Origin of the sequence: Rhodohalobacter sp. (assembly GCF_034521535.1) — a bacterium.
In the GTDB taxonomy this organism is placed as follows: Bacteria; Bacteroidota; Rhodothermia; order Balneolales; family Balneolaceae; genus Rhodohalobacter.
The window spans coordinates 523,297-539,257 of the sequence record NZ_JAXHMF010000002.1; the positions used below are offsets into that span (position 1 = coordinate 523,297).

Sequence of the window (15,961 nt, forward strand, 5' to 3'; positions counted from 1 at the left end):
ATTATTAAACCGAAATTTTAAAATCAAAAAGCTGACTGATTAACCAATTGAATCATGAAAATTCACGAGTATCAAGCAAAGGAGTTATTTGAAGAAGCAGGCATTGCTGTTCCGAAAGGTGTTGCCACATCTTCTGTTGATGAAGCTGTAAAAGCTGCAGAAGAGATGAAGGCCAACGGAACTGATCTGTTTGTAGTTAAGGCGCAAATTCATGCCGGAGGACGCGGTAAAGGGCGCACCAAAAAGAATAATGCAAAAGGTGTAATTCTCTGTCGATCCATCGACGAAGTTCGTGAAGCCGCTGAGTCACTTTTGGGGGACACGCTGGTAACCATTCAAACCGGAGAAGAAGGGCAGGAAGTTAAGACCATTTATGTTACCGACGGTGTGGATATCGAGCAAGAGTTCTATCTCGGAATATTGCTCGACCGTGCCAAGAGCCAAAACGTTATTATGGTTTCAACTGAAGGTGGTGTTGAAATTGAAAAAGTTGCCGAAGAAACCCCCGAAAAAATTGTAAAAGAGTGGGTTGAACCCGGAATGGAGTTGTTCCCTGCACAAGCTCGCAGACTTGCTTTTGCACTGGGTTTTGAAGGAGCTGCCTTCAAGAAAGCAGTTAAGTTTATTATGGCACTTTACAACTTCTACGTTGAGAAAGATGCCAACATGGTGGAAATTAACCCGCTGGTACTTACAACCGACGACGATGTTATGGCCCTCGATGCCAAAGTAACATTCGATGGAAATGCGCTCTATCGCCACAAAGAAATCGTTGAACTGCGCGATACAGCTGAAGAAAATCCGATTGAACTGGAAGCTTCCAAGTACGACCTGAACTACATCAAGCTGGACGGAAACGTTGGGTGTATGGTGAACGGCGCCGGACTTGCAATGGCAACCATGGATATCATTAAACTTTCGGGCGGTGAGCCTGCGAACTTCCTCGATGTGGGCGGCGGTGCCAATGTAGAAACCGTTAAAAATGGATTCCGCATCATCCTGGATGACAAAAATGTAAAAGCGATCCTTATTAACATCTTTGGCGGGATTGTACGCTGCGACCGTGTTGCCAACGGTGTGATTGAAGCGGTTAAGGATCCCGAAATTGCCGACAAGGTGAAAAACGTTCCGATTATTGTACGTCTTCAGGGTACCAATGCTGAGGAAGCGAAAGAGATCATCGACAATAGCGACCTGAACGTGATTTCTGCTGTTCTTCTGAAAGAAGCAGCTGAAGAGGTTTCCAAGGTATTGGCTGCCTAATTATCGTGAGTTCGATTAATAATATGTCGATTAGAAGTTTGAAAGTCCCCTCCTTTTTCAAGGAGGGGCTCCGAGCGATAGTGATTCCCGCGCAAGCGATTTAGGGGTGGTTAAATCTTTTGATTCAACACATCATAGTTTCGAAATCCTAAGGCTACCTCCCCTGACCCCTCCTTACACAGGAGGGGAACGCAATAATCATCATGTAAGAATCAAATAAGGTATTAACGTCAGTACAGCAAGATTCTCCGTCACAAAGCCCCTTTCTCTTTTGAGATTGGGGTTTTTTATTTCTCTCCATTTTTTGCCGGGAGCTCAAATTGAATCTTGAACTTCGTGCCCTGGTCAGATTTAAAATCAAGATCTCCTTTAAGTTGACGAGTAAATGCCCGAACCAGAGTCATTCCCAACGATTCCTTCGATTTCTCTTCAAAATTCGCGGGCAAACCTGCTCCGTTATCTTCAACTTTCAGTAAAACGTCCTGATCCTTTTTCTTCAGCGAAATATGTATTTCACCACTCTCTTTATCCAAAAATGCATATTTGTAGCAGTTATTCACAAGCTCATTTATGAGCAGGCCCACAGGCACTGCTTTCTTATTATCGATTATAATTGAATCCAGATCACTTACGATCTCCACATTTTTCTGTTTTGACCCCAAAGATAACTCAATCATCTTGAGTAAATCTTCTATGTAAATCGAAAGATCCACCTCTGCCAACGTTTCGGCCTGATACAGTTTTTCGTGAACCAGCGCAATCGATCTGATACGATCCTGAATATCTTTCAAATCTGCTTCCGTAATCTCTTCCCGGGTTCCTTTTTGAAGCTCAATCAGGCTCGAAACAATCGATAGGTTATTTTTTACCCGATGATGAATCTCCGACAACAGCATCTCTTTCTCTTTTAGCGACTGATCGAGCGCATCAACATATTTTTTACGTTCCGATATATCCCTGACGTTACCAATTATATACTTCGGATTTCCATTTAAGTCTCTCAACAAAGTTCGCTTGTTGTTTGCCCAGATATACTCCCCGTTTTTCTTTTTGACCCGAAACTGGGTGTCGTCAGCCAGTCGTTGTTCAAGATCTTCCGACTTATAGCTTTCAACCTGTTCTTCCATCCGTTTCAGATCTTCGGGATGTGTGATTTTCAGCATAAATTCAGCTCCACCCTCTTTCAACTTTTCTATATCATAGCCAAGCATGTTTTCTGCTGAGGGGCTCATGTACACATACTTACCGGTTTCCAGATCCATTTGGTAGATTACATCCTGAGAATTGTTCAGTACCACTTTAAATTTCTTCTCCGATTCGGAAATTTTCTCATTCCATTTCCTAACGGTTCTCAGCTGCAACCAGGTAAACGAACCGAGCAACAGTACAAGAATGACAATTGCAGCCAGGTTGATTTGATTTACAATTTGATCAATCCAGACACCTGCCCGATTCAAATTGGAAAAAAACTTTTGATCGAGCTCCGTTATTTCATTTGTCAACGCATAAATCCGGGTGAGATACTCCTGCTTGGTTTCCTGGTTTAATTCACCATTATTGGATCGTTCGGTTAACTCATTTGCCAGAAGCTGTAAATCAGCTACTTTTTGATCGGTCTGTTGCCAAATAGAAATCAGTTGCTGAACAATTTCAGTATGGGAAAAGAAGTCATACAGTCTTACCAGTTCCTTTACGCCGTGTGGTTCGGTATCACCGAGATGAAGATATTTGATAATTTCCTCACTACTACCACTTTCTGAGACCAGTAAATCTCTACCCTGTTTTAGTCGCTCTACAACTTTGATATGATTGTAAAAAGCCTCTATGTGCTCAGTTTCTTCAGTATGGATAAACTGAACCAATTCATTTACGGCGTGCTGCTGAGACTTCATAAATTGGCTGCTTCCAAAATTGAAAGACCTCATCCCAATCTGCAATCCGCTGCTATAATAATTTACCGTGTATAGACTGCCGGCCAGCAGAAGAAAAGCAATTACCAGCCCTGCTGTTATTTTATTTTTCGAATTAAACCAAACGCCTGCCTGCATGATACTTTATAAAATTTGTGCTTTTAAAATGGTTCAAGTCAAAAATACTCTACTCATATTTTTGAGACTTTAACTTTTCGCACAACATGCTATTTAACTGTAGCACGGAAAAATACAATAATTAATGTAATAGTCTATTCAGAACTTGCAGCTTTTCCAAACTTAAATGTTTATCCCGCACATCTACTTACATCATTTTAAACTATTGAACCCTTTACACAATTCAATTTATTTCCCTATAAATCTTTAAAAATAATGCTGCTCAACTCTTCTCTGATGCTTCTTAAATCCGGATAATTGCCGCTCTTATCTACGCCAACATGTTGGCGGTTTGTCAAAAATATGTAGTATAAATCGTCTTTTGGACTCATCACAAAATTAACCCCCGTAAATCCCGTATGACCAACACTGCCTTCAGGTAAATTTTCGGCGTGCAGGAATCCGGGATCCATAGCCCAACCCAGGCCATTTTCAAATTGATCCTCTGTCGTAAACTCTTCAACTGTAGTGCTTGATATGATCTCTCTATCATTCCAGTATCCATCTTTCAAAATAAGCTGCAATAGAGTTGAAAGTTCATCAGCCGGGGCAAAAAGTCCGGCATGACCGGTCACACCGCTGAATGTATAAAAAGCATTTCCATCATTTACTTCCCCATTCAAAGTGTAATCTCTCCATTCATCCCAGGCATTCGGATCAACATCTATTCGGTATCCAAAGCTGTCGTCTGAAATCATTTTTCTTTCAAACGGATTTCCGTGAGAAGTAGAAACTATTTTCTGCTCACTTTCACTATTCGGATTAAAACCGATGTTCTTAAGCCCAAGAGGTTCATAAATGCGTTCATACAAATATTCCTCAACATTTTGCTCCGTCACTCTTTTGATAATTTCAGCCAACACCATAAATCCCAGGTCGCTATATCGACGATTTTCTCCCGGTGATCCTGATAAATCTAAATCAACAACCCAGTTAACAAATTCCGATGAATTGTCGATAGCGTAGTATGTAGGATACCATTGGCGCAATCCTGAAGTGTGTGAAAGAAGATGCCGAATCGTAATCTCCGAATGTGATGGTTTTGCAAACTCCTCAATGTAATCAGAAACCGGATCATCCAGTTGAATAAGCCCGTCACTATGAAGAGCCATCATGCCATATGTGGTGGCAAAAATTTTTGTGAGAGATGCAATGTCAAAAAGATGCTCAACGGTAGTATTGTCCGGATTCTCTACAACTTTAAGATCCCGATCATAAAGAGTAGCGTAGCCATATGCTTTTTGATAGCGTATTTCTTCGGCAGAGCCTACCAATACCACAGCTCCTGTAAAGCTCGACTCACTTAGCCCTCTTTCGATCGCTTCATCAATTTGAGGCGAGAACTCATATTCAGAATTCGTTTCCTGTTCATTCTCGCAGGACATGAAAAACAGAATTAATAAACAAAGGCCCCAGAGAACAGGGAGATTCGGTCTGTCCATCATTATGATCTATTACATCCCTGCTTTTATTTCCAAATAGTACTCTTCGTAAATTGATACAATTTTGTCTACTTCGAACACTTCAGCACGTTTACGGGCTGCTTTTGCCATTTTCTTATGCAGTTTCTCATCCTTTAGAATTTTTGTAGCACATCTTCCCATGCATTTTACATCAGCCAGTTTGCACACACAACCTGTTTCGTTATGAATATTTACCTCGGGCAGCCCGCCAACATCAGAGCTAATAACAGGCACGCTGCAGCTCATCGCCTCAAGTGCGGCAAGCCCAAATGTTTCACTTCCGGATGGAATCATAAACAGGTCTGCAATGGAAAGAACCTCTTCAACCTGCTCTTGTTTACCTAAAAACCGAACGTGTTCGCACATTTTTAAATCGCGGCACTTCTGTTCTGCTTTTGCGCGATCCGGCCCGTCGCCTACCATTAAAAGTTTAGCGGGCACATCATTTTTAAGAATTTGATCAAAAGCTTCGATTACATCGGTTACTCTTTTTACTTCCCTGAAGTTAGAAACATGAACCACTACTTTTTCATCATTCGGGCAAATCGCTTTTTTGAAATGCTCTTTTTTTGATCGTTTAAATCGTTCTAAATCGATGAAGTTCGGAATCACTTTAATCTCTTTATCGATATCGAAAAGCTTGTAGGTCTCCTCTTTCAGATAGTCCGATACTGCTGTTACACCATCACTTTGGTTAATTGAAAATTCTACAATCTGTTTATAGGTAGGATTGCTTCCTACAAGTGTGATATCTGTTCCGTGAAGTGTAGTGATAACCGGAACCTTACAGGAATCACTGTTTACAATCTGCCGGGCGAGATATGCACTTGTAGCATGTGGAATTGCGTAATGAACGTGCAGAATATCCAGCTTGGCGTACTTAATTAGATCCACCATTTTATTCGCAAGAGCAAGTTCATAAGGCGGATACTCAAAGAGCGGGTAGCTGCTTAGGTCAACCTCGTGAAATGTAATATCTGTACGCAGCGAATCAAGCCTCGCCGGACGTGCATAACTTAAAATATGCAGATTGTGACCCCGGTTCGCGAGACCCTTGGCAAGTTCTGTGGCAACAACTCCGCTGCCTCCGTACGTAGGATAACAGACAATACCTATGTTCATATTCTACTGTTTAGATGATTTTAAATAAAGTGATTCTATCTTTGCTGAGAATGTACCAATATACTTACACTGCTCTAAATTGATCTTTAAAAACAAACCGTTCCTAATATTCGTTTTATTCATACTCAATATTTCCGGATTGCGAAGAAGACATTAGGTGAAATTTGACATTTCCGTTATATTTATCACTTCAATTTCCCCTTTAAACACTGATTATATACTCATGGCAGGACATTCGAAATGGGCTAACATCAAGCATAAAAAAGCTAAGGAAGACGCCAAACGAGCAAAAGTTTTCACCAAGCATATCCGTGAATTGACGGTTGCAGCTCGTGAAGGCGGTAGCGACCCTGACTCAAACCCCAGGTTATCGCTGGCTATCGAAAATGCAAAAGCCGTAAACCTGCCCAAGGATAATATTGAACGTGCCATCAAAAAGGGGACCGGTGAACTGGATGACGGATCCGGTAACTACGAGGAGGTTACCTACGAAGGATACGGCCCGGGCGGTATTGCCTACTTTGTGGAAGCCACAAGCAACAACCTGAACCGAACGGTTGGAGAGATTCGCCACATCTTTACCAAATCCGGCGGAAATCTGGGAACAGACGGCTCTGTGGCCTACCTGTTTGAGCAAAAGGGCTCTATAAAGGTGAATGCCGAGGGGCTTGATGAGGACGAGTTTATGCTCACGGCCATTGACGCAGGCGCGGAAGATGTAAACATTGAGGACGATTTCTTCGAAGTCATCACTTCCAGAGAGCAGCTTTTTGATGTGCGTGAAAATCTGGAAGAGAATGATATCAAAGTGGAAAGTGCCGAGCTAATTCGTATTCCAATGACTGAAGTATCTGCCGACCCGGATACAGCCCGCAAAAATTTAAGAATGATGGACAAGTTTGATGATAATGACGATGTGTCCAACATTTTCACCAATCTGAAACTGGATGAGGAAACACTGGCTCTTCTCGATGAAGAATCCTGATTGATCTCTTCCATACTTCATCTCTGTTTGAGCCGTTTATTCAGCAGCTGTTGACAAAATTGATATACTCACATGAATAAGTTGATTCTACTTATTATCGGCTTCTTATTTATTGCGTCATCTCTGAATGATGCCCGCAAAGCAAATGAGGCATTTAAGAATGGAGACTATGAACTTGCTGTAGAGCTCTACAGACAGGCTATAGATCAAAATCCGGATAACTCACGTCTCTATTTCAATCTCGGAAATGCCTTGGCCAAGGCCGGGTACACCGAGGAAGCAATGAAAGTTTATGAACAGTTCAGAAATATGACTGAAGAGATTAATCAGCAAGCTCTGGCTGATTACAACAAGGGCAAGCTGCTTTCTGAACAGGAAAATTTTGATGAAGCTATTTCCCATTTCAGGGAAGCCCTGCGTAAAAATCCGGATGATGAAGATGCACGTTTTAACTATGAACTGGCTCAGCGATTAAAACAGCAGCAAGAGCAACAACAGCAAGACCAGCAACAAGACTCGAAATCAGATCAGGACGATTCTGAAGGTGAAGACGATCAGGAGAATGATGAAAATCAGGATGAAAATCAGCAGCAGGATCCCAACCAGAAGCCTCAGAATCAGGATCAGTCACAACAAGATCAAGAGCAGCTTCCGAAGCCCACAAATATGAGTGAGCAAGAAGCGGAAAACATCCTGGACGCGCTGGAACAGATCGAACGAGAACTTCTGGAAAATCGTGAAAAAGAGGCCAATGTCAGAAGACAGCAAAATGATAAAGACTGGTAAATTCTCAATCTTATTCCTTTTGGGGCTGCTTCCTGCTCTGTTACTTCCTCTTGATCTCTTTGCTCAGGACTTTACCCTGGAAGCCACCGTTTCTGAAAACAGAATTTTTGTAGGTGAGCAATTCAACCTCAGTATTGAAGTTTCCGGATCATCCATGCGGGATGTCTCCTTGCCAACTCTGCCTCAGCTATCGGGGGTGCGTGTGCTATCTTCTACTCCTTCGCGAAGCACAAGTATCTCCATAATAAATGGCAGAACCACCACCAGTACTACCTATAGTTATTCCTTGATTGCAAGAGATACAGGAGTTCACACAATCCCTTCGGTTTCCATCCAAATTGACGGGGAAACACGAACCACCGATCCTATTCAGATTGAGATTATCGAAAAAGGAAATCTCTCAACTGACGGAAGCGAGCAACTCCCGGATATTTTCCTTGAAATTGAATTGGACGATGAAAATCCCGTTACAGGTCAGCAGATTGTAGCAAGTGTTGTACTATATTTTAAGCAAGGTATTGAGATCACATCCTTTCAGCCAACGGCGGGATGGAGAACCGACGGATTCTGGAAGGAAGAACTTGAGAATACGCGTCAGCCGGAACCTGAATCTGTTATTTTGAATGGAGTCCGCTATCGAACGGCCACCCTGCTTCGTTACGCACTTTTCCCAAGCCAAAATGGTGAACTTACCCTGGCTGAATACCCGATGAGTGTAGGTGTTCGAACCCGACCCACGCGAAACGATCCATTTGGCAGCTTTTTTGGAGGTGGCGTTAATCAACGTCGCGTAAGTCTTGAGTCTGAACCCATTGACATAAACGTAAAGCCGCTGCCGGAAGCAGATGAGAATGCCGTCACCATTAATGCCGTTGGAGATCTGAATATTGATCGAAGCCTAAATCGAACTGAAGTTGTGACCGGCGAAACCGTGGAACTGACCACCACGATCCGGGGCACCGGAAATGTACCCCTTCTGCGCCGGCCGATTTATGACCTTCCGGACGGTTTAGATCTCTATACTCCGGAGGAGAGCAGCAATGTTGAGCGCCGGGGGCTGAGTATCCGTGGAGATAAAACTTTTACTGAACTTCTTGTTCCTCGCGCACCGGGTCGCTACACTATTCCCGAACAGAAAATCGCCGTTTTTGACGCCCGGAATAGTCGCTACGAATATATTACACTGCCGACAGTATCCTTTACTGCAAATCCGTCTTCAAGCAGAAATTTAGCCGCAACATCCGGTTCCAACCAAGACTTGCCCGGCCCTATTACAGGACTTGCCGTGTGGAACAATCCGGAAAGTACACCGCTGCACCAAACCTCACTATTCTGGATTTTATTGGGAGTTCCGTTTATAGCGCTAATAGCCGGTTATTTGAAAAAGAATCAGCTCGATCGCCTGAAAACGGATCGAAACTATTCCCGCAGTTACAATGCCTTGGAAAAAGCTGAAGCCAGAATTGAACAGGCAAAACAAGCTCATGAAAACCAGAAACCGAAAGAGCTCTATAATCAGCTTCATAAAGCACTGACCGGCTTCATCAGCGACAAAGCCGGACTCCCGGAAGCAGGTATTTCAGATTCTGATCTGATTGAAAAAGTAAAAGAGGAAAACGCTGATTCAGAAACTGTAAAGCTTTTGAAACAACTTTTGGACAAATGCGCAACCATCAGCTACGCTCCGGCCGGCTCCATGGCTGACCAGCAGGCTGATATCGACAAAACGGAACGTTTAATTAAAGAGTTAAAAAAGCTGTTTTGAAAACACTCTCTACTGCACTCCTTTTTTTAGCGGCTTCCCTGTTTGCTCCTTCGCTTGCGTTTGCTCAACAATCAAACTTTGATCGGGCAACTGAAGAGCTTCAGCAGCAAAACTATCGGGAGGCGATTTCCCAATATCAACAAATAGCCGACAATGGACATCATTCCGGCGCACTGTGGTTCAATATCGGCATCGCCTATACTCAACTTGACTCACTTGGATTGGCTAAATACTACTTTCTAAAATCTTCTGATTATCCGGAAACGAAAGCTGATGCCAAAAACGCAATTGAGTACGTAAACGAACGCTTTAACCGCCGTTCGGCAACACTCCCAACTTTACCCTGGGAACGGTTCTCCAACTATCTCAATAATCAGGTTGGAGCATCTTCCCTCTACTCAATGGCACTAACATTTCTCTATTTGGGTATAGCCGGGATTTTGATTTTCTGGTTTTACGGTAAATTTCGCACTTACTCCTATTACGCCGGCATTAGCTCTGTAGTAATGTCGCTCCTGCTTTTTATTACTGCGTTTTACATACAATACTTCGACAGCAGATATGGAACAGGAGTTGTGGTTGAGGAGCAGTCAATCGTCTATCAATCACCCGACACATCTTCGGGTGAAGTAAGCACCGCGTACGAAGGATATACCGTAAGAGTAGACTATCACGAAAGTGAAAACCAGCAAGAATGGATTTATATCCGCCTGGAAAACGGGATGAAAGGCTGGATCGAGAATCAAGCCGTAAAAGCACTGTAATAATATCATTTCACAGTTTGAAACATCCCAATCTCAAATGACATTCAGCCGTTAAAAACGTATCTTTTTAAGAATCTAACTGACAAAAATTTATTATGAGTTCTGTAGAAAAATATATTCAGGAAAACGCTAAAAACTTTGAAGAACAACTATTTCATTTTCTCCGTATTCCAAGTGTGAGTACGGACTCTAAACACAAAGGGGACGTCAAAAAAGCAGCACAGTTTTTAATTGATCAGCTTAACGAGATCGGGCTGGACAAAGTTACTCTGCACGAAACGGAAGGACATCCGATTATCACTGCCGAAAAATGTCCGCATGATGATCGGCCCACGGTTCTAATCTATGGGCACTACGATGTGCAGCCTTCCGATCCCGATGAATTATGGAAAACACCTCCGTTTGAACCAACCGTAAAAGAGGGCCGTGTTTATGCTCGTGGCTCGAGTGATGACAAAGGACAATCCTTCACCCATGTGAAAGCGATTGAAGCCTACATGAAAACCGGAACCGATCTTCCCGTTAATGTGAAGTTTATTCTTGAGGGTGAAGAAGAGATCGGATCACCAAATCTGATTCCATTCATTAAAGCGAATAAAGATCTTTTGGAATGCGACATGGTTCTGATTTCCGACACAGCCATGTTCGGTGAAGATCAGCCGTCCATTACATATGGATTACGGGGTTTGGCTTACATGGAAGTTCACGTTACAGGTCCAAACCGTGATCTCCACTCCGGTGTGTTTGGAGGGGCGGTAGAAAATCCGGCCAACTCGCTGGCTGAAATCATCGCAAAGCTGAAAGATGAAAACGGAGTTATTCAGATACCCGGTTTTTATGATGATGTGGAACCGATGACGGACGAGATGCGTGATGCATATAAAAAGCTGCCTTTTGATGAAGAGGGCTACAAAAAAGATTTAAATTTAAAAGCCCTTCACGGTGAGAAAGGGTACAGCACTTTAGAGCGAGAGTCTGCCCGGCCATCACTGGATGTAAACGGTTTATGGAGCGGATACCAGGGTGAAGGTGCCAAAACGGTACTTCCTGCCAAAGCGGGAGCCAAAATTAGCATGCGACTGGTTCCGGATCAGGATCCCAAGAAAATCGCAAAACTGTTTACCGATTACGTAAAATCCATTGCACCGGAAACCTTGACCGTTGAAGTGGAAGAGCATCACGGTGGCCACCCTGTTGTGATAGATCTCGATTTTTATGGATTAAAGGCTGCCGCAAAAGCTTTTGAAAAGGTATACAACAAAGATGTGCTGTTTGCCCGTGAAGGCGGTTCCATTCCGATTGTTGCCGATTTCAAAAAAGTATTGGGTGTGAACTCAATCTTGATGGGTTTTGGACAAACCAAAGATGCCCTGCACTCACCCAATGAGAGTTTTTCTCTGAAAGATTTTCACCGTGGAATCCAGACTTCAGCTAAGTTTTTTGAACTGTTACCGGAGTATTCGGGGTAATTAAGAGGAATGATGCACTCTATTTTGGATCAATTTGAGGCTGTCCAAAAAGTGAGTCAACATAGAACCAAGCTTAAATAATTTAAACTTTATATCCCTCTCTATTAGTTAGAGAGGGATATAGGGTGAGTCTGAATGAGAAAGCTAAATTATTTAAGCGCTATTCGAACTGATGTACCTTTTTGGACAACCTCATTAAGGGGAGGTTCAAACAGGTTGAGCTCATTTTTCACACTTTTTTATAAATTATTTATGATCCAACCACCCCTGCCCCTCCTTCATAAGGAGGGGATTCTACATATTCCAACAACTTTTTGATAAAAAATAACTAGCGCTTAAACGTCCTAGCCCACTTCAAAGGGGGAAATGATCTCACAAAAAAAGCCCCGATCTGAATCTATCAAATCGGGGCTTTTTTTAATGTCTCTGAATTTTTCTCTAATTCGGATTCTCAATCATTCCGTTTTCAAGTCCGTATTTTTTACCGTGGCTCACATTTTCAAGCACATCTTTCGGTTCGTTGTTCTCATCTACCACAACAACCGTAGGCTTGTAGTTTCTGGCCTCTTCCGGATCCATCTGAGCGTATGCCATAATGATTACGCGATCGTCCACCTGTGTGAGTCGTGCTGCAGCTCCGTTCAGACAACATATCCGGCTGCCTCTTTCACCCGGGATTGTATAGGTTTCCAGGCGTGATCCATTCGTAATATTTACCACCTGCACTTTTTCATACGGTAGAATATTTGCCATGTCCAGCAAATCCTCATCAATCGTGATGCTCCCCTCGTACATCAGGTTCGCTTCAGTTACCCGCATTTGGTGCAGTTTGGATTTAAACATCGAAAGTTTCATATCAAGACGTACTTCTTACAATTCAATCAAAAAATTATCTATTAAACGTGTTTTGCCCAGCCATACGGCGCCGGCAAGAATATATTCACTGCCTTTTGATAACGTTTCTACAGGCTGTAATGTTTTTTTATCAAACATATCAAGATAATCAATTTTAAACCCTTTTGCTTCAAGCTCACTCTTTTGATGTTTCAATAAAAGTGAAGGTGTATCCACGCCACCTTGGATCTGCTTCTCAATGTAATTCAGCGCCCTGTAGAGTCCCGGGGCAATTTCTCTCTCCTCTAAACTCAAGTATTTATTTCTGCTGCTCAGTGCCAGCCCATCGTTTGCCCGCTCAATAGGAGCCATGATCAGTTCAATATTGTGATTGAACTCATAAACCATTCGGCTCACAATCTGAAACTGCTGAATATCTTTCTGACCAAACACCGCCACGTCAGGGCTCACAATATTAAACAGTTTGTTGACAATCAGCAGAATTCCCTCAAAAAAACCTGGCCGGCTTCCGCCGCACATATGGCGATTCAGTTCATCTACTTCAATCCGGATGTATTTCTTTTCATCATATACATCGTCCCGGTTTGGAGCAAAAACAACAGATACACCTTCATCTTCACACTTCTTCAGATCTTCTTCCATCTCCCTCGGATAGCTCTCAAAATCTTCATTCGGACCAAACTGCTCAGGATTCACAAATATAGAAACGACCACTTCATCCGCTTTCTCTTTTGCCTGTCGAATTAGCGACAAATGCCCCTCGTGCAAAGCGCCCATCGTTGGAACAAAACCTATTCGCTTCCCCTGAGATTTTAATGATTTAACAACTTCCCGAATTTCATCTATTGATTTGCAAACGTCCATTCTGTGTGATTCATTTTTTATATGTAAACTAAACAAAAGAAGCGGCACAATCACTTATGCCGCTTCTTTTAAATGCACTCTATTTCATCCGATATCAAATTGCGCGATCGGGATCAAAGTCTTCGAGTAACTCTTTAACCCGGGTTGTAAACGCACCTCCGTGAGCACCGTCAATAATTCTGTGGTCGTAAGTCATAGTAAGGAACATCATGTGGCGGATTCCGATCATGTCGCCCTGCGATGTTTCCATCACAACCGGACGTTTTTCAATCACACCGGTACCCAGAATAGCTACCTGCGGCTGATTGATAATCGGCGTTCCCATCAGGTTACCCACACTTCCGTAGTTGGTCAATGTTATGGTACCGCCTACCAGGTCATCCGGACTCAATTCTTTATTTCGAGCTTTACTCGCCAGATCGTAAACGGCTTTGGCAATTCCTTTCAAGTTCAGATCCTGTGCTTTTTTGATCACAGGAACAATCAGTCCACCTTTACCGCCTTCGCCAAGCGCAACGGCAAGGCCAAAGTTGATATCTTTCTTCAGGATGATCTCATCACCATTCACAGAACTGTTTATCAGTGGGAATTCACCGATAGCCTTAATAAAGGCTTCAATAAAGATCGGAGTGTAGGTCAGTTTCAAACCCGTTTGCTCCTGGAATTTCTTCTTATTCGCATTTCTCCAATTCACGATGTTGGTTACGTCAACCTCGCTAAACGTACTTACATGAGCGGAAGTCTGCTTGGATCGAACCATATGCTCTGCAATCATCTTGCGCATGCGGTCCATCTTAATGACTTCAACATTCCCGTCCGGGCTGGAGATATTCAACTCGCCTGCCGAAATCTTACCGGTACTTTTACCTGAAGCAGATGCTCCCGGCTTGGACAATCCACTGCTTTTAGAAGCAGAAGGGGCTTTTGCCTTGCCAGCCTTGCGATCTTCAAGATATTGAAGAACATCATCTTTGGTCACACGGTTATCTTTACCGCTGCCCTCGATAGATTCAAGCTCTTCCTGGCTGATTCCCTCTTCCTTGGCAATCGATCGAACCAAAGGAGAGAAGAAACGTCCATCACTTCCAACTCGCTGTGGCTCCGAACCTTCAGCGGCTGCAGGTGCCGGTTCTGATTTTTCCTGATCCGATGCTTCCTGTTTTTTCTCTTCAGCTTTAGGCTTAGACTCTTTCTTAGGTGCTGATGATCCGCCTGAGGCAGCTTTTCCGGTTCCGATAATTGCAATTGGCTGACCCACTTCAACAGTGTCGCCGGCTTCTACTAAAATTTCCACGAGTGTTCCGCCTTCGGGTGATGGAACTTCGGTATCCACTTTATCAGTGGCAATTTCGAGCAGCGGTTCGTCTACCTCTACGGTATCACCCACACTCTTCAGCCATTCGATGACCTCACCTTCCATCACAGACTCGCCCATCTGTGGCATTACAACCTCAATGCGCTCGCCTTCATCAGATCCGCCTGAGTCGGAGTCAGACTGAGAATCAGAATCGGATTCAGCTTCAGATGCTTCAGGAACAGTTTCCTCTTCCACTTCTTCCGTTGCATCCTCATCAGATGATTCTTCTTGTTCATCAGAAGACTCCTCTTCCTCATCATCTCCGGAATCATCAGAAGCTGTGGCGGATGCATCACCGTCAGTATCTATAATGGCTATCGCCTGACCCACTTCTACAGTTTCATCAGCTTCTACTAAAATTTCTACAAGTACTCCTGATTCGGGGGAAGGGACTTCGGTATCTACCTTATCTGTTGCAATTTCAAGAAGCGTCTCGTCTACTTCTACCTTGTCACCTACCTGTTTAGCCCACTCAATAACGGTTCCTTCCATTACGGATTCACCCATTTGGGGCATCACGACTTCAACCTTTGCCATGCTGATGTATACTTAATTTCTATTTGTGAATGTATTTTAAGCGCTATAAAATAACGAGCTGAAAGATCAGAATAATCGATATCAGATCAAAATTGAGACGATAAGTTCTGCCCCGCTCACGGTAAAGAAAATCGCTTTTTTAAAAGTTTTATGCATTATTTTAAATTCCGTTGCGCCAAAAGAATATCATCCACAGTTTAATTTCAGATTTCAGATTAAACTGATATACTCCATAGATGTAATTTCAAACTTGAGTCATACCTATGCTCGCTTTCTTTATCATCTTTGCCCTAACCTGGTTTTTAAATCTTTTCTTCCCCTGGTGGATTAGCATTTTACCGGCAATTGCTGTTGGTGCACTGATGCTCGACCGCTGGCTGCACGCTTTTCTGATCGGATTTTCAGGTGTTGGGTTTGCCTGGTTTGTTCAGGCATTTTACATCCACATTATGAATGAAGGTATCCTTACCAATCGCATAGCAACCATGCTTCAGGTAAACAGTGCAGAAAATGTTCTCTTAGTTACTTTTATTGTTGGAGGCGTGTTAGGAGCCGTAGCAGCATCCACAGGGTTCCTCTTCAATTCCGCCTTTAAAACCGGTACCCCTAATCAGTGATAACCGACTTAACCCGTTAGACCTCTT

13 protein-coding genes are annotated in these 15,961 nt (G+C 43.1%); 7 read left to right on the forward strand and 6 right to left on the reverse strand.

What is annotated here, in order from left to right:
- Nucleotides 1-54: 54 nt before the first annotated feature.
- Nucleotides 55-1,263, forward strand: a complete 1,209-nt coding sequence (sucC, locus tag U5K35_RS04635) for an ADP-forming succinate--CoA ligase subunit beta (RefSeq protein WP_322570297.1) — start codon at nt 55-57, stop codon at nt 1,261-1,263.
- 287 nt (nt 1,264-1,550) lie between these two features.
- Here sucC and U5K35_RS04640 read toward each other — a convergent pair whose 3' ends face one another.
- The 3 genes from U5K35_RS04640 to bshA all read right to left on the reverse strand — a co-directional run bounded on the left by U5K35_RS04640 (nt 1,551) and on the right by bshA (nt 5,935).
- Nucleotides 1,551-3,311, reverse strand: a complete 1,761-nt coding sequence (locus U5K35_RS04640) for a sensor histidine kinase (protein WP_322570298.1) — start codon at nt 3,309-3,311, stop codon at nt 1,551-1,553.
- A 236-nt stretch (nt 3,312-3,547) separates the two neighbouring features.
- Nucleotides 3,548-4,735 carry a serine hydrolase gene (locus U5K35_RS04645; protein WP_322570299.1) on the reverse strand — a complete coding sequence of 396 codons (1,188 nt, stop codon included), beginning with the start codon at nt 4,733-4,735 and terminating at the stop codon, nt 3,548-3,550.
- A 69-nt stretch (nt 4,736-4,804) separates the two neighbouring features.
- Nucleotides 4,805-5,935, reverse strand: a complete 1,131-nt coding sequence (gene bshA, locus U5K35_RS04650; protein ID WP_322570300.1) for an N-acetyl-alpha-D-glucosaminyl L-malate synthase BshA — start codon at nt 5,933-5,935, stop codon at nt 4,805-4,807.
- Between the two features lie 223 nt (nt 5,936-6,158).
- On the opposite strand from bshA, the gene U5K35_RS04655 reads away from it, so the two are divergent.
- The 5 genes from U5K35_RS04655 (at nt 6,159) to U5K35_RS04675 (ending at nt 11,704) form a co-directional block, all read left to right on the forward strand.
- Nucleotides 6,159-6,920 carry a YebC/PmpR family DNA-binding transcriptional regulator gene (locus U5K35_RS04655; RefSeq protein WP_322570301.1) on the forward strand — a complete coding sequence of 254 codons (762 nt, stop codon included), beginning with the start codon at nt 6,159-6,161 and terminating at the stop codon, nt 6,918-6,920.
- A 72-nt stretch (nt 6,921-6,992) separates the two neighbouring features.
- Nucleotides 6,993-7,706 carry a tetratricopeptide repeat protein gene (locus tag U5K35_RS04660; protein WP_322570302.1) on the forward strand — a complete coding sequence of 238 codons (714 nt, stop codon included), beginning with the start codon at nt 6,993-6,995 and terminating at the stop codon, nt 7,704-7,706.
- On the forward strand, nt 7,672-9,471 hold the full coding sequence (locus U5K35_RS04665) for a BatD family protein (protein WP_322570303.1): 1,800 nt from the start codon (nt 7,672-7,674) through the stop codon (nt 9,469-9,471). Before U5K35_RS04660 ends, U5K35_RS04665 begins: the two co-directional genes overlap by 35 nt.
- Nucleotides 9,468-10,235 carry an SH3 domain-containing protein gene (locus U5K35_RS04670; protein ID WP_322570304.1) on the forward strand — a complete coding sequence of 256 codons (768 nt, stop codon included), beginning with the start codon at nt 9,468-9,470 and terminating at the stop codon, nt 10,233-10,235. The genes U5K35_RS04665 and U5K35_RS04670 overlap by 4 nt, the downstream gene beginning before the upstream one ends.
- A gap of 95 nt (nt 10,236-10,330) precedes the next feature.
- Nucleotides 10,331-11,704 (forward strand): dipeptidase, encoded by a 1,374-nt coding sequence (locus tag U5K35_RS04675; RefSeq protein WP_322570305.1) that lies wholly within the window; start codon nt 10,331-10,333, stop codon nt 11,702-11,704.
- Between the two features lie 438 nt (nt 11,705-12,142).
- On the opposite strand, the gene panD is transcribed toward U5K35_RS04675, so the two are convergent.
- From panD to sucB, 3 genes are all read right to left on the reverse strand, one after another.
- A complete protein-coding gene (panD, locus tag U5K35_RS04680; protein ID WP_416221580.1) occupies nt 12,143-12,559 on the reverse strand; it encodes an aspartate 1-decarboxylase in 417 nt (138 codons plus the stop codon).
- 15 nt (nt 12,560-12,574) lie between these two features.
- Nucleotides 12,575-13,423, reverse strand: a complete 849-nt coding sequence (panC, locus tag U5K35_RS04685) for a pantoate--beta-alanine ligase (protein ID WP_322570307.1) — start codon at nt 13,421-13,423, stop codon at nt 12,575-12,577.
- Nucleotides 13,424-13,517: 94 nt separating this feature from the next.
- Nucleotides 13,518-15,317, reverse strand: a complete 1,800-nt coding sequence (gene sucB / locus U5K35_RS04690; RefSeq protein ID WP_322570308.1) for a 2-oxoglutarate dehydrogenase, E2 component, dihydrolipoamide succinyltransferase — start codon at nt 15,315-15,317, stop codon at nt 13,518-13,520.
- Nucleotides 15,318-15,580: 263 nt separating this feature from the next.
- Between sucB and U5K35_RS04695 the strand changes: the two genes are divergently transcribed.
- Nucleotides 15,581-15,934 carry a hypothetical protein gene (locus U5K35_RS04695; protein WP_322570309.1) on the forward strand — a complete coding sequence of 118 codons (354 nt, stop codon included), beginning with the start codon at nt 15,581-15,583 and terminating at the stop codon, nt 15,932-15,934.
- The last annotated feature ends 27 nt before the right edge of the window (nt 15,935-15,961 follow it).